The 22,948-nt window shown below is 47.8% G+C and carries 17 protein-coding genes and 1 CRISPR repeat array; of the genes, 10 read left to right on the top strand and 7 right to left on the bottom strand.

Features of this window, described 5'->3' with window-relative positions:
* Positions 1-31 precede the first annotated feature (31 nt).
* A complete protein-coding gene (gene proB / locus MKX74_RS15390; protein ID WP_341179034.1) occupies positions 32-1,132 on the bottom strand; it encodes a glutamate 5-kinase in 1,101 nt (366 codons plus the stop codon).
* 703 nt (positions 1,133-1,835) lie between these two features.
* Positions 1,836-2,400: direct repeats of the CRISPR family, unit length 32 nt; unit sequence ATTTCAATCCACGCACTCATGTAGAGTGCGAC.
* 1,424 nt (positions 2,401-3,824) lie between these two features.
* Between proB and MKX74_RS15385 the strand changes: the two genes are divergently transcribed.
* A complete protein-coding gene (locus tag MKX74_RS15385) occupies positions 3,825-4,061 on the top strand; it encodes an XRE family transcriptional regulator (protein WP_341179033.1) in 237 nt (78 codons plus the stop codon).
* Between the two features lie 201 nt (positions 4,062-4,262).
* On the opposite strand, the gene MKX74_RS15380 is transcribed toward MKX74_RS15385, so the two are convergent.
* The 5 genes from MKX74_RS15380 to MKX74_RS15365 all read right to left on the bottom strand — a co-directional run bounded on the left by MKX74_RS15380 (position 4,263) and on the right by MKX74_RS15365 (position 8,829).
* Complete coding sequence (locus tag MKX74_RS15380; protein ID WP_341179032.1) at positions 4,263-4,856, bottom strand: hypothetical protein; 594 nt, start codon at positions 4,854-4,856, stop codon at positions 4,263-4,265.
* A gap of 364 nt (positions 4,857-5,220) precedes the next feature.
* Entirely contained in the window at positions 5,221-5,436 is a 216-nt protein-coding gene (locus tag MKX74_RS28225; RefSeq protein ID WP_445667322.1) for a phosphodiester glycosidase family protein, read from the bottom strand.
* Between the two features lie 21 nt (positions 5,437-5,457).
* Positions 5,458-5,943 (bottom strand): hypothetical protein, encoded by a 486-nt coding sequence (locus MKX74_RS15375; RefSeq protein ID WP_341179031.1) that lies wholly within the window; start codon positions 5,941-5,943, stop codon positions 5,458-5,460.
* An 80-nt stretch (positions 5,944-6,023) separates the two neighbouring features.
* Positions 6,024-6,413, bottom strand: coding sequence for a hypothetical protein (locus MKX74_RS15370; RefSeq protein WP_341179030.1), 390 nt, complete (start codon positions 6,411-6,413; stop codon positions 6,024-6,026).
* A 1,234-nt stretch (positions 6,414-7,647) separates the two neighbouring features.
* A complete protein-coding gene (locus MKX74_RS15365) occupies positions 7,648-8,829 on the bottom strand; it encodes a pyridoxal phosphate-dependent aminotransferase (RefSeq protein ID WP_341180590.1) in 1,182 nt (393 codons plus the stop codon).
* Positions 8,830-9,058: 229 nt separating this feature from the next.
* Between MKX74_RS15365 and MKX74_RS15360 the strand changes: the two genes are divergently transcribed.
* From MKX74_RS15360 to MKX74_RS15335, 6 genes are all read left to right on the top strand, one after another.
* On the top strand, positions 9,059-9,877 hold the full coding sequence (locus tag MKX74_RS15360) for a carbon-nitrogen family hydrolase (protein ID WP_341179029.1): 819 nt from the start codon (positions 9,059-9,061) through the stop codon (positions 9,875-9,877).
* A 275-nt stretch (positions 9,878-10,152) separates the two neighbouring features.
* Positions 10,153-10,476, top strand: coding sequence for a hypothetical protein (locus tag MKX74_RS15355; RefSeq protein WP_341179028.1), 324 nt, complete (start codon positions 10,153-10,155; stop codon positions 10,474-10,476).
* 2 nt (positions 10,477-10,478) lie between these two features.
* Positions 10,479-10,889, top strand: coding sequence for a hypothetical protein (locus tag MKX74_RS15350; RefSeq protein ID WP_341179027.1), 411 nt, complete (start codon positions 10,479-10,481; stop codon positions 10,887-10,889).
* 63 nt (positions 10,890-10,952) lie between these two features.
* Positions 10,953-11,267 (top strand): hypothetical protein, encoded by a 315-nt coding sequence (locus tag MKX74_RS15345; RefSeq protein WP_341179026.1) that lies wholly within the window; start codon positions 10,953-10,955, stop codon positions 11,265-11,267.
* Between the two features lie 330 nt (positions 11,268-11,597).
* Positions 11,598-14,330 carry a glycoside hydrolase family 9 protein gene (locus MKX74_RS15340; protein ID WP_341180589.1) on the top strand — a complete coding sequence of 911 codons (2,733 nt, stop codon included), beginning with the start codon at positions 11,598-11,600 and terminating at the stop codon, positions 14,328-14,330.
* A 150-nt stretch (positions 14,331-14,480) separates the two neighbouring features.
* Positions 14,481-17,492 (top strand): glycoside hydrolase family 48 protein, encoded by a 3,012-nt coding sequence (locus tag MKX74_RS15335; protein ID WP_341179025.1) that lies wholly within the window; start codon positions 14,481-14,483, stop codon positions 17,490-17,492.
* Between the two features lie 138 nt (positions 17,493-17,630).
* Here MKX74_RS15335 and MKX74_RS15330 read toward each other — a convergent pair whose 3' ends face one another.
* Entirely contained in the window at positions 17,631-18,563 is a 933-nt protein-coding gene (locus MKX74_RS15330) for a LysR family transcriptional regulator (RefSeq protein ID WP_018886153.1), read from the bottom strand.
* 375 nt (positions 18,564-18,938) lie between these two features.
* On the opposite strand from MKX74_RS15330, the gene leuC reads away from it, so the two are divergent.
* The 3 genes from leuC (at position 18,939) to MKX74_RS15315 (ending at position 22,810) form a co-directional block, all read left to right on the top strand.
* Positions 18,939-20,360 (top strand): 3-isopropylmalate dehydratase large subunit, encoded by a 1,422-nt coding sequence (gene leuC / locus MKX74_RS15325; protein ID WP_018886152.1) that lies wholly within the window; start codon positions 18,939-18,941, stop codon positions 20,358-20,360.
* A gap of 20 nt (positions 20,361-20,380) precedes the next feature.
* Positions 20,381-20,983, top strand: a complete 603-nt coding sequence (leuD, locus tag MKX74_RS15320) for a 3-isopropylmalate dehydratase small subunit (RefSeq protein ID WP_018886151.1) — start codon at positions 20,381-20,383, stop codon at positions 20,981-20,983.
* A gap of 288 nt (positions 20,984-21,271) precedes the next feature.
* Positions 21,272-22,810, top strand: coding sequence for an N-acetylmuramoyl-L-alanine amidase family protein (locus MKX74_RS15315; RefSeq protein ID WP_341179024.1), 1,539 nt, complete (start codon positions 21,272-21,274; stop codon positions 22,808-22,810).
* Positions 22,811-22,948 lie beyond the last annotated feature (138 nt).

Genomic DNA, 22,948 nt, shown 5'->3' with positions numbered 1-22,948 from the left:
CAGGCCATTGCGACCTAATCCATACTTCATTCTATAATGTAATCCACTCATCCCGATGGATGACCTCCAGGCGGTGGATGGAGCCGAGCTTGCTCACGATCTCCCCGCTGGGGAGACCTGCGATACTGTTCAGCTGGCTATCATCGTAATTGACAATGCCGCGTCCCAGAATCTTGCCCTCCGGCCCAACGACCTCCACCACATCCCCCGCATGGAAGGTACCATCTACTCGGACTACCCCGACCGGCAGCAGGCTATGACCGCCATATACCAGCGCCTTCTCGGCCCCAGCATCCACATGCACGGAGCCGAGCGGTGTAGACATGAAGCCCAGCCATTGCTTCTTCATTGGAAGGGAGGAGAGTGTCGTATCAAAATAAGTTCCCTTGCCGCTGCCCATGACAGCCTGCATGAGATCACCTGACTCCTTTACCCGGCCTACGAAGACGGGAACACCTCCGCGCGTGGCCACCTTGGCCGCTTCGATCTTGGAACGCATGCCACCTGTACCTACAGATGAACCTGAGTCACCGCCGAGTGCATGAATTTCAGCTGTAATTTCACCGATTCGCTCATATTTGACAGCATTTGGATTTTTGTGGGGGTCTGCACTGTACAGTCCGTCGGTATCCGTAATGATGACCAGGTGAGCGGCTTTGACAAGATTCGCGACCAGCGAGGACAGCATGTCATTATCCCCGAATTTCAGTTCATCGACAGAGACGGTATCATTTTCATTGAAGATAGGGACCACTTGCTGCCGCAGCAGCTCTTCGACAGTCAAGCCGGCATTGTTCATCCGTTTGCGAATGAGAAAATCACTTCGGGTCAACAGAATTTGGGCAGTGGTGATGTTATGTCTACTGAAGGCTTGCTGATAGCACTGCATTAATAATGCCTGACCGACAGCCGCTGCTGCTTGCTTCTCGTGCAATTGCTTGGGACGGGTCGGATAGCCGATCTCCCGAAAACCTGCTGCGACCGCCCCGGATGTGACGAGCAGCACCTCATGCCCAGCCGAGCGCAGCTGCGCTATTTCTGCCGCAAAAAATTCGACTGCAGCGCGATTCAAGCCACCCTCTGGTTCTGTCAAGGAACTGCTACCAATTTTGACCACTACGCGCGAAGACATTGTAACCACTTCCTTCTAGCTTACTGAAATGTTGTATACTGTTCCACTGAGGCAGGGAGTACATACGAAAGTGGGCATAACACAAAAAAACTTTCATCCTTTGCCAATGCAAAGGACGAAAGTTCTAGCTTCCGCGGTACCACCTTTATTGATGATGAATATCATCCGACTCTGCCTGTAACGTCAGGTAACGTCCTGCTGTGCAGGCCGCTCGGGGGTAGGGTTCGGAGGATACGGATGGTAAATTCTCTCAGCCAGTGGAATTTACTCTCTGAGCACCGCATGTACTCTTACTGGTCCCGTCAAAGCGTTTCAAGTTATTTGGTAACAGAATACCACGAACGGAGGGGGTTGGTAAAGCGTCTGTTGCTTTAAAAGAGATAGGCTACCTAAATGATTTTGTTAAATGACTTTGTTCTCTGAGGGAATCGCTACGGGCTCGGAGGTTTCTTCCGATCGCTGTTCAAGCCCGATTTCCTGAATGGATCAAAGCGAGTGTAGTCGAAATCGGGCTTGAAAGGCGACCACTCCGTTTCTCCAGAAATCCTCCGACCCTCCGCTGCATCGGCGCGTGTAAGTTCTTTCTATACCAAGATTGCGGTTATCGTCTCGTCATCTGTTTCCACGTAAAAAGAGACATTGAACCACGCGCTCATGAAGAGTGCGACATGTGCTGAGCAGTCTCAGGGTAGCGGTCACTCGGATTTCAATCCACGCACTCATGAAGAGTGCGACTTAAGTAAGACATTGAATCGAATGCAGAGTAAAGTTATTTCAATCCACGCACTCATGTAGAGTGCGACTCACTGAGGTTAATCAGCTGACTGATCGTGTCATGATTTCAATCCACGCACTCATGTAGAGTGCGACCGCCCGGATCAGGCCATTAAGAACCCAGCCTTTATTTCAATCCACGCACTCATGTAGAGTGCGACCTTGGTCAAAGACGTCAACGTTCTGGAACGCCAAGATTTCAATCCACGCACTCATGTAGAGTGCGACCCAGTAAGCATAAATTGCTTTGGTTTCATATCATGATTTCAATCCACGCACTCATGTAGAGTGCGACCAGGGTAGCCCGAAATGTTGTCCACACCCCGTTAAATTTCAATCCACGCACTCATGTAGAGTGCGACCAGTACAATGTTCGTTTTTCAATGCGAGATCCAGATTTCAATCCACGCACTCATGTAGAGTGCGACATTGTCGTTTTTTATATTGTACGATGAGTATGTGATTTCAATCCACGCACTCATGTAGAGTGCGACAGCAGAAAGCAGCGTAAACACGCTGTACCCAGAAATTATTATACCGTATATCCATTACATTGGAGGCATTTAGACGATTTAAAACACAGTCGTGTTCACATTTCATTCACATTCGACTCATTTTCGACAAAATCTGAGGTGCGAATCCCCCAAGAATTTCATGTGAGCTTGGGGTTCGCACCGAAGTGGATACTTGCTTGGAGTGATCCAAGGGCGCGATATTGACCATAAGTGGAGTTCTAGTAGTGGGGGGCAAAATATGATCACTAGCCAAGGGGTGGACGTCGCCATGGCAAGAAAACATAAACTGAAGCCGTCATTCAAACAAAAGCAGCTAGAGAAAAGCAAAGGGTACGTATAGAGAGGATGGGCAGGCAGGCTATTCTGTAGTAGACCGAATTATCCAAAGGAAGTAAGATGTTGATAACGTCCTAATATAAGACGGAAACGATGTAGGAGCGTGGAATACTTTTGGTCGAATCAATTAAAGGCTACATTATAAAATACTTTCATTTCATTACTCAAAAAAAAGGCTACATTATAAAATTCTTTATTACATTGTTTCTTAGCGGGCTTACATACTACCTTAGTACTGTTATCCCTCCACCTAGAAGAAGCCGCTGGTATTCACGCGAGTATTTAATTGATTTTATATTTACGGATCCTAAATTGTATTTGTTCACTACTTTAGTAAGCCTGGTTACATTGATAAACTTAATCTTTTTTGCACTCTCAATACTTGTTGTTTCGGGTAAGAATTATTTTGATCATGATACAGAATTATCGAACATTGGTAAAATGTTTTATAAGCTGATTTCCGTTCTTGGTTTAATTGTGATTGTGTTTACTTTTTTGAACCAGAGTGTTTATTTTTTCTTTATAATCCTAAGTACAGTAGCGTTACTTATATTGGTAATTGCGGTTATTGCAATTAAAGAGAGTAAGAAAAAGCACCCATAGTGGTACTTTTCTTTGTCATGGCCATGCCCTGGCGAAAGTAACCCAACACAAGGAATGTTCTTCCTAAATTACTGTCCGTCACTGGAAGATGCATGCTAGATTGAACTAGGAACTAGCAACGGATCAGGTCGGAATAGTAAAGAGTAGTGGGCATTAAGCCGCTACTCTTTCTTTGTTAAGGAGGAATTCCTTGGGGAGTATCTGATTAATGAAAGAAGGTCTCAACCAATACGAGATGAGAGAGTCTTTTGAAATGATTAAGTACGGTTCATTGTTGCTACGTTCAGTAAAGTCTTGGAACGAAACAAGGTCCTTACGCTAACGGGGAACGATAGCCTACGATGGAACTTGCCCAACAAATTGGGCAGACGCACGGGGAACTTCATCCCTTTATGAAGTATATTCATACTGACAATGGACAACGCTTAGGATAAATATTACCTTATGCGGGAGGTCAGCGCTTCTTGAAATTTGAACTAGGACGTTGCTTACTGAATGAACGATTGATGGAATCCGGAAAGTCAGCGGAATGGCTGGCAAAAGACTTGCTCTTAAAACCGGAACGAGTCTACGACTTTATTGAAAATAAGAGGATGATGCCACTCAAAATTGCCATATCAATCGCCGATTCCATCGGTTGTGATGTTCGTGACTTGTATGAGTTAGTTCCGTTCGACAATGACGTAGGGAGATTAGTCTAAAAACTACAACGCATGATAAAACGGGAGAAGCCGTCCCCTGTGATCATTCAGGTATCCCCGGCTGAGATAGCGGCCCGCCGCGTGCGGTATTATCGACAACATCTGCTAGTCCTAGACGTTGGTTAGGTGGTTAATTGAAGGCACAGTTTGGAAGGACACTATACATGTAACAGCAAAGACGGCATAAACCTTGTAGCTGATTTAATCGATGTTGGCAATTCCCCATTGTCCTTCTTGGTTTTTAGTAAAGAAAACGGTATTTCCTGTATTGTAGACAGAGCCGTCTGATGATTTTTTTGCATATCGAACGCCTACATGGATGCGCTCGCGACCGTCTATTGTCAATTTCTCTAGGATATCCAGATCATAAAACATATATTGAGCATCTTTGTCATCAAAAAATAGTGAGTCAAGATTGTACCCTGATTGCAAATGTGTCTGAAATTTCTCCTTATCCTGGGCAATAACGGCTTCAAGTGTTTCTTTTAATTTGGTAATAATCTCTTCATTAAAAAAGCTCTTTTTATACGCTTCAAAATCAATAGATACCTCTGGTTTGAACTCAGCTTCTGTAATTTCCTTAAACTCTTTGGTAGAAGGATCAATGAGCTGCTCTGGAGCAGGATCGTTTGAGGTGTCTTGCTGAGTATGGGGATCTGAAGGTGGTTGGTTTGCAGGCTTGCTGGCTTCTGGATTCGTACTAGAAGTATCTGTGCTAGCTTCTTTTCCGCAGGCCGTTACAAGCATAAGGCCAACGATCCCTACAGCTAACACTCGGCGTGTAAATGTATTCAAATTCATTCCTCCTTTAAAATGGTTAAACGGTAATAATCGGGAAAAAGTTACGTTACAAAAGTGCTGACAGTCCCGTCTTTTTGCTTCCTTTCCAAGATACTATATTAATGTTCATTAATCCCTTATTACTGTTCCAGTTAACTAAGGCCTAATGCTTCACATACGAATCTCAGCACAAATATACATGTTTTTCTTTCAATAGCTAGTCCATCTAGTGAAATTAATAAAACAGTGTAGATCTAAATAATATACAACGAACTGCTCTTGTAGCGTTTCTCTTTTTTATATGTGTAGTGAGAAAATGCCCCGGTGGGGTATTGGGCTCCACTTAGGCAATTTCAAATAACTTATGTTTTCAAGTTATTTAGGTATTCTTAAGACGAATCATATTATAAACGTAGCGATCACTATCGATTGGATTCTTAAGGGGGCTACCTACTTGCATTTGTGTAGAACCTGATCCGTCCAGCATAATAGAGTCAACCGCATCAAGCCCTAGATCATCCATAATATCTCGCATAAATGGTACACTGCCATGCCCGGCAATGAGATAGGCATCATTGTTCTTCCAGGCTAAGATCGTTCTATTAATTGGGAGGTATTATCCTAGCTCGCCTTTAATAGAGGATCCACCCCAGCTTTCCAAATTATAGTCATTCCCGCCAATAACCATTTCCACTATGGACTTCGGATAGTACTGATACACCTCATTTACATTTTTAATGTAAAGGTGTCTGGCTCTGAGGTTACCGTTCATATCCCGATAAAAGACAGCAGACTTTCGGGAAATCTCGTTCCCATTAACTGAGGTGTTCGACATGTAATTCTTACTCAATGTTCGGCCCTTATAAGTGACCGTTTGGTTTTCTTCCCCGGCTACATAAACGATAGAAGCACCTCCGGTAGGAGGGCTGCTGTATCCGTCAGTCGCTTCGAAAAACCCGCCATTGATACCAACGTAAGCAGTCTTGTTTACTGGCCGCAAAATCGTTTCTGTTTTGATGTTGCTAAGCGATGTTTTGATAATGTTTTGCTCCCTCAATGAGGCCGGGATAAGTTTCCACGTATAGTATTCATAGTTTGCCATGTTGCATCTCTTTCAGATTTATTTTTCCTTTCATCTACATAGGAAAAATAAGAGAAGGAATTACAACCTAAAGAATTTGTTTATTTCGTTTTCCCTTGCTTTGACCACAGAAAGTCCAACCCCGCAAAGAGCAAGGCGATTCCGAGATAGAAATAGCCATAGCGGTGTAAAATCGAAGGAATAAGCATGGCAACTATGCCCGTCAGCAGATAAATCAATGCACGAATAGAGAAGCGGACTTGAAAGGATTTTAGCAGGAAAAAAGGTAAGGCAAATGCGAGCAATACAAGGGGATACACTAAAAACAAAGCAGCGACGACAAAGACTAATACGGATTCATTGGGCGACAATGAAAACGGAAGGTTTTCACCTCTTTGGCCATCCAAGTAAAAAGCTAGCGCAGTGGCAACGATGGAAAGAATCAGCAGACTTAATCCGGAGAATAACAAGCGTTGAACATTCGGCTTCATCAGATTGGCTCACCCCTCTAAGAAATTAAACTATACGTACAGAGTCAAAGTGTACTAGATTCACTCGTATAGCGCAAAAAACCACCGTTAGCAGGTTGGAAGCCTCGGTGGCTTTTGCTTGTCGTTGTGTAAGATGATTGTACCCTTGAGCATGCTTAGGGGCAGGTTATTCCTGCCTTCATTCTATTTAACGACATCACATTATAGTTATAAGGTTAACAACATGGCATTTCATCTTAAAAGGTTTCAACGTGGATCTTTGAATTCGGTATCAATGTCTTGCAAAAATAGAATAATCATCGTAAAAACAATAAAGTATACAGCAAAAGCTGATTTAGCATTCTCTTCTTCGCTAAAGATCTTTGAAGGTCCCGCTCTTAATCCCATGAAAGTTACCTTACAATTCTCTTAATGTTCCAATTCAAACACAAATGACCCGTAAGAGGTCACTTTTTCAAGGTGTCCATTTTACGGGTCACAGTTCAAAGGGAAGAAGAAGCCATTTTTTCTAGCGTGTTTTAATAATAATTCGGTAGTTGATAGGAAGTTACACCTTCTAATGGTGTTAGTAAGGTAAAGAACATCCACCGACTTAAGTAGAGTGCGACGTCCGGATGAATCCACGGCAACGATCTGTAACTCATTTCAATCGACGAATTCACATAGAGTGCGACCTCCGCCAATCCTCATCCCGCTGCAAGAAGGTTTCCTGTTTCAATCCACGCACTCAAGTAGAGTGCGACAGCGAAAAGTGACTTAACCAAGTTGCCGATACTTCTAATTCTAACGTAAAACCGTATGAATTAAAGAGAACAAGTGCTGCTTTCCTAGCCACGTGTTCAAACTCTGTTCACATTCGACATGTATTCGACAAAATCTAAGATGCGAATGTCCCGGGAAAATCATGTGAGCTTGGGGTTCGCACCAAAAGCTAGCTAACAATTGTGCAGTATAGATATCACGTTTTATAGCATCAGCAAGGGCAGTAGCGGAGGGTCGGAGGAATTCTGGAGAAACGAAGTGTTCGCCTTTAAAACCTTATTTACACCGCTAACTCTGTTATCTAATGAATAAATCAGGTTTTAACAGCGATCGAAGGAAACCTCCGAGCCCGCAGCGTCACGACGCCCGAAACCATGCCGGCAGCTACACCATGTACGAATTCCGAGCCGTTTTACCTCTCCATGCACGAATACCGCGCCCTTAGCATCTCCATAACCGAAGCAGAAAGACCTTAGCCGAACAATCCTAGCCTTCCGATACGCTGAGCGGCCTCAATGAGCCGTTCTTCCGAGCTCAGCAGCCCAATCCGAACATAGCCCTCTCCATGCGCACCGAAGCCAACGCCTGGAGCAACGGCCACCTTGGCTTCTTTGAGGAGCAGCTCTGCGAACTCGGATGAGCTGTACTTCTCAGGAACAGGCAGCCAGCTGAAGAATGAGCCTTGGGGACGGTCTGCCTTCCAGCCGATCTGCTCCAATGCACCAAAGAAGGCATCACGCCGTGATTCATACCGTCCGACCAGCTCAGCGACACAACCCTGTGGGGCTGTCAAGGCCTTGGCTGCTGCCGCCTGAATCCCTCCGAACAGGCTGACGTAGATATGATCCTGCAGCAGGTTTATCTTGGAGATAATCTCCGCATTTCCGAGCGCGAAGCCAACCCGCCAGCCTGCCATATTGTAGGTCTTGGATAATGTATAGAATTCGATACCGACCTCCTTGGCACCAGGAGCTTGCAGGAAGCTTACGGGTCGATTGCCATCAAAGCCGATGGCACCATAGGCAAAATCACTAGCAATCACGATCTGATGCTTCCGCGCAAAAGCAACCGTATCCTCGTAAAAGGACAGCGGAGCTGTAGCAGACGTCGGGTTGTTCGGATAGTTGAGGAACATCAGCTTGGCCAGCTCACGCTCCTGCTCCGAAATAGCCTGATAGTCAGGCAAGAAGCTGTTGCTCTCCAGCAACGGCATGAATGACATTTTCGCACGAGCAAGCGCTACACCTGACCAATAATCCGGGTAGCCGGGATCAGGCACGAGACATACATCTCCGGGATTTAGCAAGATTTGCGGTAGCTGTACAAGTCCCGTCTTGCCGCCGAAGAGAATGGCGACCTCGGTCTCGGGGTCAAGCACTACGCCATAATCCTCCAAGTAACGACGGGCGACGGCCTCCTTCAGGAAAGCATGCCCGGTGAACGGGGAATATTTATGGAATTGAGGTTCCGTGGCGGCAATCTGAAGCTCCTCGACAATATGCTGCGGCGTGGGCGTATCGGGATTTCCCTGTCCCAGATTGATGACATCATGACCTGCTGCAATCTCACGGTTCACTTGCTGAACCAGGGTGGCGAAGAATTGCGTAGGCAACTCGTTCATGACCGAAGCAGTCGGGATTGGAAATGCGGATATATGATGCTGGACTGAGTTCAGGTTCATCGGTTTCACACTACCTTTATTATGGGGTCTGAATTTCGTTAAAGCTTAATCTATCATGATATTCCCGGGTTGTATAGGGGGGATTAACCTGCTATCTGTATGAAATCACGGTTGCACAGAGCTGGATGAAGCGGCTATGATAAGGTCACTACGTTACATGAGAACCGAATATCGGGAGTATTGTAGACAAAGGAGGCGTATGATGTCACAACTGGGAGATTCACAGGTCCATATTGCACTTATTCAGGCGGATATCGCGCTTGGTAATCCTGAACACAATCGGAGTCATATCGAGAAGCTGATGCAGGAGGCCGTGCAGACCGGCCCTACAGATCTGATCGTGCTGCCAGAGATGTGGAATACCGGCTACGCCCTAGATCGCATTCATGAGCTGGCTGATGCAGAGGGTCAGGAGACACGAGCATGGGTCAGCGAATTTGCACGTACACATGCTGTGAATGTGGTGGCGGGGTCTATTGCGGAGAAGCGCGCGGACGGACAGATTTACAATACGATGTATGTATTCGATCGTGAGGGCAACACGGTAACCTCTTATTCGAAGATTCATCTGTTCCGTCTTATGGATGAGGAGAAGTATCTACAGGCGGGTACGGAGCAAGTACAGTTTGAGTTGGACGGGCACATTCGAGCAGGTGCTTCGATCTGCTACGACATCCGCTTTCCGGAGCTGGCTCGCTCGCTTGCCTTGTCAGGTGCGAATATGCTGATTGTTCCGGCGGAGTGGCCGCATCCCAGACTTCATCATTGGCGTACACTGCTCACTGCGAGGGCGATCGAGAACCAAATGTACGTGCTGGCCTGCAATCGCGTGGGGCGCGGGGGAGAGACGGAATTTTTCGGGCATTCGACGATTATTGACCCTTGGGGGGAGATTGTCGCTGAGGGTGGCGAAGCCGAAGGAATCGTGCGCGGAAGCATTACACCAGGTCTCGTCACGGAGGTGCGAGGTCGTATTCCAGTATTTGAGGATCGACGTCCGACACTATATTCCTTGGATTAAATAACTTATTAGAATAAAACATACTAATTAGTATATGTAACATTTTTATATGTAAATGTAATCATTTTAATGGTGAGAAAAGTTCTGCTGCTGGATAGCTTATATTCAGTGGCAGGATTTTTTTACGTTGCAGACTAGGATTTACTAGGATCTATAGTGTGGGCACTGTAGAGTTCCTTGGGCGACAGTCAGATTAGGCAGGAACACATTCTTTTCTCCTGCATACTGTATCACGTAGGTTGTATAACTACTGGTATAGTCAAGGAGGGATTATCATGAGCATGCCGCAAATTCCAGAAGAGCGGTTCAGGCCCAGCAAAGAAGAAGTTGTCATTGATCTCCTGAAGTCCATCGCGATGGAGGAAACGGCCATTTCTCATATATTGAATGCCGAGGCCGAGAAAATTCAAGCCTTTGTGGGCAAGAATCTGGATTTTCCAGGCTGTCCGACGACGAAAGAGATTATCCGTTTCAATGCGCAGGTGTTCAAAGTAATTGATGTAGTAGTCATGAAGGAATGGCTGTTGCTGAGAAAAATGGAAAATGCGATGGAATTGGAGACGACTGCCTGCCACATTGAAGTTGAATGTGAGGAATAGTCATGATCCATCAGGAGCTGAAGGAAGTTGCTCAATCGTTGGATCACTATGTGGATGCAGTGTCTAGACTATCACAGGCGATTGAGCAAAACGGAATTCCTGTAGATTCGGAAGCGTCCATGAAGCGTTTGCTGATGCCCCTGCAATTTTTCACGGATACGATTATGCCGCGCTTCTCGGTGTTGCTGAACGGTGAGACACAAAGGTGGTACTTACTCTCGCGCAAGCTTGGCACCAGAATACGCACACTGCAAGGCAATCAAGGCTCACAGAAGCGGCGTATTGCAACGGGGGGAACAGCCGTATATAAGGCGACGCATATTGCGAGTCCTCCCACAATGGTTGTTCGTTCGCTGATGATGGACGTTTCTCCCTGGCTTCACCCTATGGTCAAAATTGGACGAAGAGGCTAGTATCAGAGCAAAGCGTTCAGTGATGCCAGACTTGGGAAAGATCAAAGTAAAGGAGGGAGTAGCTTGTCTCAGCCTACAATACCGAATATTACCCCCAATATAACGGTAACTGAGAAGGAAGCCGTAAATTTGCTGCTGGCCTCGATCGCTCTAGAGGAGATGTCACTTGCACATATCATGAATGCCGAGGCCGAGAAGATCCAGTTCGTTCTGGGTACGTTGAATTCGACGACAAGGTCGCCTGAGAAGATAACCAATCAGGATTTGTTCAAGATTAATCAATCGGTATTGAATATGATGAATGAAGTGATCGTCACCGAGATATTGCTGCAGATGAAATTCTCCAACGTGCTCAGGCTCGTGGAGAAGAAGAAGTAATCATTCGAGGGTCTCGCTCCTCTGAACGTATGGTGTTAAGAGTACAGGCTGGAAAAGTGGAGAAAATAAGTCCTTTTGCAGTCTGTACCAGGCTTTTGAAAGTAAACGGCCTAGACGAAAAAATAAAAAAGGAAATCATAGTAAAAGAATGGATATTTTTTACTTATTGTGCTATATTGAATGCAGGGCCAGAGTAAGACAGGGCATTCACTGCAGCGCGTCCTTTACTTCAGATGAAAGTGAGGTGACGGGCTTTTTGTGTTGCTGAATCATGACGGAAAGGAGGCTCTACAGCTTCACCCAAATCATGAGAAGGAGGCACAGAACAGCATGGGAGGACGCAGCAAGCTTTCTGGAAAGAAAGCAGTTCGTTTTATGTTAGCGCTTACAATTGGTGCGGGAGTATATTCCTTTCCTGGTGCAATTCAAGCGGCTCCTACAGATTATAATTACGCTGAGGCACTGCAGAAGTCGATTTATTTTTATGAAGCACAGCGTTCGGGAGCCTTGCCGGAGAATAATCGTGTCGAATGGCGCGGCGATTCCGGAATGATGGATGGGGCGGACGTAGGTCTTGATTTGACCGGAGGGTGGCACGACGCTGGTGATCATGCCAAATTCGGTTTTCCAATGGCGTACTCAGCCACCATGCTGGCATGGTCCGTGTATGAGTATCGTGATGGCTACGAGCAGACAGGCCAGCTTGATGCGATTCTCGACAATATCCGTTGGGCGACAGATTACTTTATGAAAGCGCATACTGCACCTAATGAGTTCTATGGCCAGGTAGGAAACGGACAGGACGACCATAACTGGTGGGGACCTGCAGAGGTCATGCAGATGGACAGACCTGCTTACAAGATTGATGCTCAGCATCCAGGTTCTGATCTGGCGGGCGAGACGGCAGCTGCATTGGCTTCCGCATCCATTATATTCAAGGAGAGTGATCCTGCTTATTCTGCCGAGCTGCTTCGGCACGCCAAAGAACTGTATCAATTTGCGGATCAGTACCGCGGTAAGTACTCGGATAGCATTACGGATGCCCAAGGGTTCTACAACTCCTGGAGCGGTTACGGAGATGAGCTGAGCTGGGGCGGAGCCTGGCTGTACCTGGCGACGGGCGAACAGACTTATCTAGACAAGGCCGTTGCTGCCAGCAGTCTGTGGGGCAACCAGAGTGGCTACTGGGATTATAAGTGGGCTCATTCATGGGATAGCAAGCATCTTGGAGCATCCTTGCTGCTGGCAAGAATTACGGGAGATTCCCGTTTTGTGAACATAATCGACAAGAATATCCAATATTGGAGCACCGGTGTGGAGGGAACCGGGGAAAGAATCAGCTATACGCCAGGTGGACTAGCCTATGTGGACGAGTGGGGCGTATTGCGCCATGCAGCGAGTCAGGCGTTTCTGGCTTTCGTATACTCTGATTGGGTTACGGACGATGGGAAGAAAGATAACGCGCGCGAGTTTGCCGAGAGCCAGATTTTGTACATGCTTGGCGATAATCCTCGCAATAGCAGCTATGTGGTCGGCTTTGGCAATAATCCGCCGGAGCATCCGCATCACCGGACCTCACATGGCTCTTGGACAGACAGTGAATCTGTGCCTGACAAGAACCGCCATGTGTTGTACGGCGCGTTAGTAGGCGGTCCGGACAGGACGGATGGTTTTACTGACGACATCTCCGATTATGTGTCGAATGAGGTGGCTACGGACTATAATGCAGGCTTCACGGGGGCCCTGGCGAAGATGGCGCTTCTGCATGGACAAGGTCAACAGCCACTGGCTAATTTCCCGACACCAGAGGTGCGCGAGGATGAAATGTTCGTTGAGGCGGCAGTACATGCAAGCGGGAATAATTTTGTCGAAATCAAGGCGCTGCTGAACAATCGTTCTGGCTGGCCTGCGAGAGTCAGTGACCAGATGAGCTTCCGCTATTATGTTGACTTGAGCGAAGCCGTAGCTGCTGGTTATGGTCCGGATGATATCACGGTGACGGTCTCGGGCTACAATGAGGGTGGTACAGTATCTCCGCTTCAGCCGCATGATCCGGATAATCACATTTATTATACGGAGGTGGATTTTACAGGAACCAAGATCTATCCAGGTGGACCGTCGGCGTATCGTAAGGAAGTTAACTTCCGTCTGTCGGCACCTCAGCATACCAGCTTCTGGGATAACAGTAACGATTACTCATTCGAAGGTATCGCTTCAACAGGCTCAACGCCTGTGAAGGCCCTGCATATTCCGGTATTTGAAGCAGGCCAGCTCGTATTCGGCGAGCAGCCAGGGGCCGGTCAACCGGGTACACCGACAGCTCCGTCAGCACCTCGCAGTGTTCAGGCGGCTTCTGGCGATGGAGAAGTCCGGCTTACCTGGGGAGCTTCGGCGAATGCACAGAGCTACAAAGTCTATCGTTCAGAGGTGAACGGGGGACCTTATAGCGAATTGGACGCTACTGCGGACAAGAGCTACACAGATCGTGCAGTGACTAATGGTCAGCTGTATTACTATGTGGTATCTGCCCTGAACAGTGTAGGCGAGAGCGTATACTCGGTTCAGGTGCAAGGGGCGCCACGGGAAATTACTGCGCCTGAGGTCGGAGCTTTAAAGGTACAGTATCGCAATAATGACAGCAATGCTTCAGACAATCAGATTCGTCCCTCGTTGAAAATTGTCAATACAGGCGATGAAGCTGTAGCACTTCAGGATGTGAAGCTGCGCTACTATTTCACAGTAGATGGTGAACAGGCACAGCAATTCCACTGTGATTATGCTGTGCTGGGAAGCTCCAATGTGAAGGGAGAATTCGTGAAGCTGGATCAGCCAGTATCCGGCGCGGATTATTATCTGGAGATCTCATTCACCTCTGGAGCGGGTGTACTTGCCCCTGGAGCAGACAGTGGCGAAATTCAGATTCGCTTCAACAAGGCGAACTGGACGAATTATAACGAGTCCGATGACTACTCATACAACGGAAATATGCTCAGCTTTGGAGATTGGGATCGGATTTCACTCTATGTCGGGGAAGAGTTGACATGGGGAACGGAGCTGGATTAATAAGAGAGCTGGAACAGTTGAATGGGCAGAGCCAGCAATGGTGCTTGTGCACCTTACTTCTTGTTCCGCCTCAATAGATCATTTGCCCAAAGAGAAGCAAGCTTCACACTTGATCATTCCAAAATTCATAATGGGAAGGAAGATTAGGGTATGAGGAGATTTACATGGAAAAAGCCTCTCTCCATCGCCATGACAGCAACACTGTCCTTAACTATGGTGTTCGGCTCCTTTCAGGCAACCGCATCAGCGGCTGCAGAAGATTCCACACCAAAAGCAGTAGCTTCCTCATCGGAAGCAACAAGATTCTTGCAACTGTATGACCAGATTAAATCGCCTTCGAGCGGTTACTTCTCTGCTGAAGGCATTCCCTATCACTCTATTGAGACTCTGATTAGTGAGGCGCCAGACTACGGGCACATGACAACCTCGGAAGCTTACAGCTACTGGATGTGGCTGGAAGTGCTGTATGGATACTATACGGAAGATTGGAGCCACCTGGAAGATGCATGGGATAATATGGAGAAATATATTATTCCGATCAATGAAGGGGATGGCAAGGAAGAACAACCGAGCCAAAATAAATACAATCCGAACAGTCCAGCTACCTACGCTGCAGAGAATCCATTTCCGGATCAATATCCTAGTCAACTGTCCGGTAAGTACCCAGCGGGAAAAGATCCGCTTGATGCCGAGCTGAAGGCTACGTATGGTAGCAACCAAAGCTATCTTATGCACTGGCTGCTGGATGTGGACAACTGGTATGGCTTCGGCAATCTACTGAATCCGAGTCATACAGCAACGTATGTGAATACGTTCCAGCGTGGTGAGCAGGAATCCGTATTCGAGGCTGTACCGCACCCTTCACAGGACGACAGAAGCTTCGGCAAGACTGGGGAAGGCTTCATGTCCCTGTTCACGAAGGAAGCTCAAGCTCCTGCAGCTCAATGGCGTTACACGAATGCTTCCGATGCGGAAGCACGTGCTGTGCAGGCGATGTTCTGGGCGAAGGAACTGGGATACGATAATGAAGTATATCTGGGCAAAGCCAAGAAAATGGGCGATTTCCTTCGCTACAACATGTACGATAAATACTTCCAGGTCATTGGCAGTGCTGCTGATGGCACACCACAGGCAGGCAACGGGAAGGATGCAAGTCACTACCTGATGTCCTGGTACACAGCCTGGGGTGGAGGTCTTGGACAAGATGGAGACTGGGCTTGGAGAATCGGGGCCAGCCACGTGCACCAAGGCTATCAGAACGTAGTAGCTGCTTACGCTCTCTCGGATGACGAGAACGGCGGTCTGGTACCGAACTCGCCTACAGCCCAAGCGGACTGGGAGAAGTCACTGGAGCGTCAGCTAGAATTCTACACATGGCTGCAGTCCAATGAGGGCGCCATTGCAGGCGGAGCCACCAACAGCTATGGCGGTGACTACAAAGCTTATCCTGCTGGAACAAGCACATTCTATGATATGGCTTATGAATTTGCTCCTGTCTATAAAGATCCGCCGTCCAACAACTGGTTCGGCATGCAGGCCTGGCCTGTAGAGCGTATTGCTGAGCTGTACTACATCATGGCGAAAAACGGCGATACGTCCAGTCAGAACTTCCAGATGGCGAAGCAGGTTGTTCAGAACTGGGTCGATTGGTCAATGGACTATGTATTTGCTAACGAGCGTCCGGTTACAGACAATGACGGTTACTATCTGAATGAAGCCGGCAGCCGCATTCTGGGCGGTAAAAATGCTCAGGTAGCTACAACGTCGGCTCCAGGTGAATTCTGGCTGCCAAGCAATCTGGAGTGGTCAGGTCAGCCTGCTACTTGGAAAGGCTTTGCTAGCCATGCACCTAACACGAATCTTCGTGTAGTTACCAAATCCCCTGGTCAAGATGTTGGTGTACTGGGAAGCTATGTTAAAGCGCTTACATTCTTTGCAGCTGCCACGAAGCTTGAAAATGGCGAATATACAGCTCTGGGTAACGAGGCTGCTCAATTGTCCAAGGATCTGCTGGATGTAGCTTGGGATTACAATGATGGCATCGGGATCGTAACGAAGGAGAAAAACGGTTCTTACTCCCGTTACTTCGAGAAAGAAGTATTCTTCCCGGCTGGCTGGACTGGAAAAGGTGGCCAAGGCAACATCCTGCCAGGCAACAACACCATTCCTTCTGATCCTGCCAGAGGTGGGAATGGCGTCTATGCAAGCTTTGTCGACATCCGTCCGAAGCTGAAGGAAGATCCAAAATGGTCTTACCTTGAGAATCTGTACAACAGCTCCTGGAACCCAGTGACAAAAACTTGGGAGAACGGTGAGCCAGAATTCACTTACCACCGCTTCTGGTCACAAGTAGACATTGCTACCGCTTACGCTGAGTATGATCGTCTGATTAATGGCGGAATTGGCGAGCCAGAACCAGCTGCTCCAAAAGCACCAACGAATCTCAAAGCAACAGCTGGAGATCAAGAGGTGACGTTGAGCTGGAGCAAGTCTACTGGAGCTGATAGCTATACTGTCAAACGCTCCACAACAGCTGGAGGTCCTTATACGACTGTGACAACAGTAACCAACAGCACGTACACAGATGTTCAACTGGTAAATGACACTCCATACTTCTATGTAGTGAATGCTGTAAATGCCATCGGCACAAGTCCTGATTCGGCGGAGGTTCGCGCTGTCCCTACAGCCGCACCTGAACCGGCTGTGGGCGATGTGAAGGTTGAATACAGAACCAGTGATACCAATGCGAGTGACAACCAGATTCGCTTCAATCTTCGATTGACGAATCATGGAATGGAGGCTGTTAATCTCAGCGACGTGAAGGTCCGGTATTACTACACCGTTGAAGGCGGACAGTCCCAAGAATTCCATTGTGACTATGCGGCGGTGGGTAGCGGCAATGTTCGCGGAACCTTCGTGCCACTGTCAGGGGCGGTAGCGGGTGCCGATCATTATCTGGAGATTTCCTTCGCTTCGGGAGCAGGAACGCTGGAGCCTGGTGCAAATTCTGGCGACATTCAGATCCGTGTGAACAAGTCGGATTGGTCTAACTACAATGAGAGCGATGACTTCTCCTACGATTCAACGAAGACTTCTTATACTGAATGGGAGAAGACTCCATTGTACCTGAACAATACGCTGATCTGGGGCTTGGAGCCTTGATCTGATATTAGTGGTGTAATATCATTACCAAGCTACACAAAAGACGGTTCTGCGGGCTGGAGTTCAGCCTTGCAGAACCGTGTTTCATGCGTGCTAAGAGCTGTGAGCCGAATTAGTCAAAATTCCCGTCTACTCGTCCTATCTGCGGAACGAGAAGCCAACGGAGAGCTGGTCCACGGTGTCCTTGAAGGTATCAATGAATGCCTCTGCCGCCTTCGACAAATAACGCCCCTGGCGGTATGCGATGACAAGTGTTCGACTTGGCGCAGGCTCAGCGAGCTGCAGATAGACAGGAACGAACTCGCTACGGGCAGCTCTGGCAATGAATCTTGGAACAAGGGTAATGCCCATACCTGTAGCTACCAGAGATTGAACCGTCTCAATATTGTTGCTTTCAAATACGACCTTCGGCTCGAATCCTGCCTGCTGACATAGATCGACCATAATTTTGCGGAAGCCCTGTCCTTTCTTGAGCACGACGAAGGGTTCATTCTTCAGCTCCTCCAGACGTACCGGAAGCGGCTCTCTACCGTTAGCACGCTCAGCGAGAGGATGCAGGGGAGGAACTGCCAGATCAATGAGCTCTTCTCCAATGGGCACATAGGATAGGGACGGCTCGTTCAGGGGGAGGGAGAGCAGACTAAGATCCGTCTGACCGCTGGCTGTTTTCTTTTCCAGATTCATGGACGAGTCCTCCAGCAGTGTGATCTCAATGTCCGGGTATGCCTGTTTGAAAGCAGGCAGTACATGTGGCAGCAAGTGCGAGCCTGTGATTGGCATACTGCCGATGACAACCTTTCCCTTACGTAGCTGAGAAATGTCATCCATTTCACGCCGCAGCAGCTCCATACCATCCACGATCTTTTGCGCCTGTCTCACGAAGGTCTCACCTGCATGCGTAAGCTCTACGGTGCTCGTACTTCGCTGGAAGAGCACAACACCCAGTTCCTTCTCTAGCTTGGACACCTGCTGACTAAGGGAGGGCTGGGCGATATGAAGCTTCTCTGCAGCTCTTGAAAAATTCCGCTCCGCTGCAATTTGTAACGTATATTGAAGCTGTCTGAATTCCATATTTAACCTGCCTTTATATTCTAGAAATGCGGTTTCTCACACCAATACTTCTATTATATATAATATGAGCTGCGAAGACCATCATAGCTGCATATGTGCTACGAAGACTATATAGCCACAAAAGCCAGTGTGTAAGCACTTCGGGTTGCTGTATATATGGGGCACTTACAATTTAATGAAGGTTGCACCTTATCATAGGAAGAGGTTACAGATAAATAATTGGTGACATTCCCCTAGGTTGTCTTTATAGGCTAAGGCTATAGCTCTCATAGATATTATATCTTGGAACAATGGACATGGGGATGATATATTAGTGTCACTATAGAGAAGGGTTAACGCCTTCTTACATGTTCGAATCCAACAGGGGTGAATAGAATGAGCAAAAAGACGATGTTTGAAAAGATCTGGGACAATCATGTAATTCATTCGGAAGACAATAAGCCTAGCATCCTGTACATTGACCTGCATTTGGTGCACGAGGTGACTTCTCCGCAGGCTTTTGAGGGTCTGCGCATGAACGGTCGCAAGGTACGCCGCCCTGACCTTACATTTGCAACGATGGACCACAACGTACCTACCAAGGACAGATTCAATATTACAGATCCGATCTCCAAGCAGCAGATCGACACGCTGACTTCCAACTGTCGTGACTTTGGCGTAACACTGTATGATCTGGATACGATTGACCAAGGCGTTGTTCACGTTATGGGTCCTGAGCTTGGGTTGACGCATCCAGGTAAGACAATCGTCTGTGGTGATAGCCATACGTCCACACACGGTGCTTTCGGAGCGTTGGCTTTCGGTATTGGTACCAGTGAAGTGGAGCACGTACTTGCAACCCAATGCTTGCAGCAGGCCAAAGCAAAGACGATGGAAGTACGCTTTGTCGGCAAGCGTAAGCCGGGTGTAACCGCTAAGGATATGATTCTTGGAGTAATTGCCAAATACGGTACAGATTTCGCAACAGGTTATGTTATTGAATATACAGGTGAATCGATTCGCGAGCTGTCCATGGAAGAGCGCATGACCGTCTGCAACATGTCCATCGAGGGCGGTGCAAGAGCGGGTATGATCGCTCCTGACGAGACGACATTCAACTATCTGCGTGGTCGTCAGCATGTACCTCAGAACGAAGCTTTCGAAAAGGCAGTCGAGGCCTGGAGTCAACTGGTAACGGATGAAGGAGCAGAGTTCGATACCGTGCTGGAGTTCGATGTAGATTCATTGATTCCGCAAGTAACCTGGGGAACCAGCCCGGGCATGGGTACGGACATTTCTTCCGCGGTACCGAACCCGGCAGACCTGCCAACCGAAAATGAACGTAAAGCCGCTGAGAAGGCGCTTGAATACATGGATCTGGCACCAGGGACTCCAATGTCTGAAATTCCTGTAGACTATGTATTTATTGGTTCCTGTACGAACGGTCGGATTGAGGATCTGCGTGCAGCGGCTGAGATCGCACGTGGCTACAAGGTATCCGAGCAAGTAACAGCAATCGTCGTACCTGGCTCTGGACGCGTGAAGATTCAGGCAGAGCAAGAAGGTCTTGATGTGATTTTCAAGGAAGCGGGCTTCGAATGGCGTGATGCAGGCTGCAGTATGTGTCTCGCAATGAACCCGGATGTATTGAAGCCAGGACAACGCTGCGCCTCTACCTCTAACCGTAACTTCGAGGGACGCCAGGGCCGTGGTGGACGTACGCATCTGGTATCTCCGGCGATGGCAGCCGCAGCAGCAATCCATGGACGTTTCTACGATGTTCGTGACTGGAAATTCAAGCAGGAAGTAGTCAGCTAGTTGACGGGAGGAGACGTACAATGGAAGCATTCAAGACATTAAACGGAATTGTGGCTCCGGTAGACCGGGTCAATGTAGATACAGACGCAATTATTCCCAAGCAATTTTTGAAACGAATCGAGCGCACGGGGTTCGGACAATTTTTGTTCTATGAGTGGCGCTTTGACGAGGAAGGCAATGTGAATCCGAATTTTGAACCGAACAAGTCCCGCTATGAGGGAGCCTCCGTGCTGATCTCACGCGCGAACTTTGGTTGTGGCTCCTCTCGTGAGCACGCGCCTTGGGCGATTCTGGATTATGGCTTTCGCTGTGTAATTGCTCCATCCTTTGCGGATATTTTCTATAATAACTGCTTCAAGAATTCCATTCTGCCGATCAAGCTCTCGGAGGAGCAGGTCGAGGATCTGTTCCAGCGTACAGCTGCGCATGATGGATATCGCCTGAATGTTGATTTGGAGCAAAAGAAGATTACGGACGAGTATGGTCTGGAAATCAACTTTGATCTGGATGAGCACCGCAGACAATTTTTGCTGCAAGGGCTGGATGACATCGGGCTGACGCTTCAGCATGAAGACAAGATTTCTTCCTATGAGCGTGACCGTGAAGCACGTGCTTTTGTATAAGTAAGCTGTCTTTCATCGGGAGAATAGGGTGAACAGCCTGGAGAACAGCCATAAGTTTGTTATGTTTGTTCTCATTAAATTAGGCCTTCAAGCATAGTAGCTCTCTTGGTAGATGAACTCCTTCGTTCGCAAGATAGAACGGGGGAGTTTTTGCTATTACAAAAAATGCGGAATTTCTCGAATTGTACCGAAACATTTACAAGGCGAACGGCGTCTAATTATGTAATAGGTGTAATCCATATTTTGGAGTCCTGTCGAGACGAACTACAGATTGAAGGAGATATGGAAATGAAAAAATACGGATGGATGATAATCCTGGCCTTTTTTGTATGGTTACTACCTGTATACAATCAGGCTGCGGCGGCAGGTACGTCATTATTCATGAACGGAGAACGGCTTGATACGGGAGCCAACGCGGGTCCTGAGATGGTGAACGGGAAAGTGATGGTTCCGCTACGTGTGGTCGGTGAGCAATTGGGCTACCAATTCAATTGGGAGCCGGAGCAGTTCAAAATTACGATACATAAGGATCAGTCAGAAATGGCTATGTATGTAGGACGCACGATGGCCTACGTCGGGTCAGAAGAAGTATCCCTGGATACACCGCCTCTGCTGCGGGGCAATTCCACCATGGTGCCATTGCGCTTCGTGGGTGAGCAGATGGGTCTTAAGGTAGACTGGAATAATGCTACCAAGACCGTATATCTGGAGAGCAATACAGGCTCAGGAGCGGGTGGAAAGGGTACTGTGAGCTCAGGTAATGTGGATAACGAGAAGCCAGTTCCTACGACGCCAGTGAACTCTGAGCCAGCAGTGACGCCAGGCAATGAAAGCACACCGGATACGGGGAGTGCGACAGCAGATAATGACACATCGGATACCTCTGACACGAATGAGCAACAGTTGATTAGGGATATCCTTTTCAGTGACAATCGCCTCACGGTAAGAACAGATTCCGGACTGAAGCCGAGTGTCTTCACGATGACAGGACCTGATCGTATTGTGATAGACTTTGCGGGAGCAGGTTTTGCAGGCGAGCTGAAGGACGCATTCCCGCTCGGAAGCAGCGGCTCCAGAGAATTGGAGATCTATGATGATCCTGCCGTGAAGCAGATTCGTTTTGCCATGTTTAACGAAGGAAGTACATCATCGGCACGCATTGTGCTGCAGTTGAACACAGCTAAGGAATACATCTTGTCGAACGAAGGTGACGACAGCATTGTCATTTCCTTGCAGGACAAGCAAGGTCCGATTATAACGCCTAGTGGAGAGAGTGGGCGCCATGTTGTCGTGCTGGATGCAGGACATGGTGGTTCAGACCCTGGAGCGTCGAGTGTGACCGGACGCAAGGAGAAGGAATTCAATCTGGCTGTAGCTCTGCTGGTGCAGCAGCAATTGCAGAATGACCCTGATATTGAATTGGTGCTTACCCGTAACGGTGACACTTATCCAGGGCTGAAGGACCGTTCTTCGTTAGCGAACCAGGTTAATGCGAATCTCTTCGTATCCATTCATGCGAACAGCCTGGAGAAGTCGGAGAAAAACGCGTTGATTAACGGGTCGGAGACTTATTATACCAAAGCGGATAGCAAAGCTTTTGCCGATGTGTTGCATAAGCACCTCATAGCAGCAACAGGACTTAAGGATAACGGTGTACGGGTGAAAAACCTACATGTTACTCGGGAAACAAAGATGCCTGCAGTGCTGCTGGAGGCTGGATATTTGAGTAATGTCAATGATGAGGCTGTATTATTCACTCCTGACACTCAGCAGAGGATAGCAGACGGAATTGTAGCTGGTATTAAAGAGTACTTGGGGTTGCAGTAGTGGCTGACTGACAGCGACAGACTGTAAAGAATATGAGACGTTCATGGGGCCTGCATGGTTGCCTATGAGCGTCTCTTTTTTGCCTGTTCACATAGATAATAGCCGAGTATTAACATAGGGGAAGGAGATGCTTTTGTT

The sequence above is a fragment of the Paenibacillus sp. FSL K6-1230 genome (assembly GCF_038002385.1).
GTDB classification, from domain to species: domain Bacteria; phylum Bacillota; class Bacilli; order Paenibacillales; family Paenibacillaceae; genus Paenibacillus; species Paenibacillus massiliensis.
This window is presented reverse-complemented; position numbering and strand designations above follow the sequence as displayed.

What these genes read in the sequence shown, in the direction of transcription:
- MKX74_RS15335 (WP_341179025.1), top strand. Translation starts at nt 14,481, where the DNA reads ATGAGGAGATTTACATGGAAAAAGCCTCTCTCCATCGCCATGACAGCA.
- MKX74_RS15360 (WP_341179029.1), top strand. Translation starts at nt 9,059, where the DNA reads ATGTCACAACTGGGAGATTCACAGGTCCATATTGCACTTATTCAGGCG.
- MKX74_RS15355 (WP_341179028.1), top strand. Translation starts at nt 10,153, where the DNA reads ATGAGCATGCCGCAAATTCCAGAAGAGCGGTTCAGGCCCAGCAAAGAA.
- MKX74_RS15350 (WP_341179027.1), top strand. Translation starts at nt 10,479, where the DNA reads ATGATCCATCAGGAGCTGAAGGAAGTTGCTCAATCGTTGGATCACTAT.
- MKX74_RS15340 (WP_341180589.1), top strand. Translation starts at nt 11,598, where the DNA reads ATGGGAGGACGCAGCAAGCTTTCTGGAAAGAAAGCAGTTCGTTTTATG.
- leuC (WP_018886152.1), top strand. Translation starts at nt 18,939, where the DNA reads ATGAGCAAAAAGACGATGTTTGAAAAGATCTGGGACAATCATGTAATT.
- MKX74_RS15375 (WP_341179031.1), bottom strand. Translation starts at nt 5,943, where the DNA reads ATGGCAAACTATGAATACTATACGTGGAAACTTATCCCGGCCTCATTG.
- MKX74_RS15330 (WP_018886153.1), bottom strand. Translation starts at nt 18,563, where the DNA reads ATGGAATTCAGACAGCTTCAATATACGTTACAAATTGCAGCGGAGCGG.
- MKX74_RS15315 (WP_341179024.1), top strand. Translation starts at nt 21,272, where the DNA reads ATGAAAAAATACGGATGGATGATAATCCTGGCCTTTTTTGTATGGTTA.
- MKX74_RS15370 (WP_341179030.1), bottom strand. Translation starts at nt 6,413, where the DNA reads ATGAAGCCGAATGTTCAACGCTTGTTATTCTCCGGATTAAGTCTGCTG.
- leuD (WP_018886151.1), top strand. Translation starts at nt 20,381, where the DNA reads ATGGAAGCATTCAAGACATTAAACGGAATTGTGGCTCCGGTAGACCGG.
- proB (WP_341179034.1), bottom strand. Translation starts at nt 1,132, where the DNA reads ATGTCTTCGCGCGTAGTGGTCAAAATTGGTAGCAGTTCCTTGACAGAA.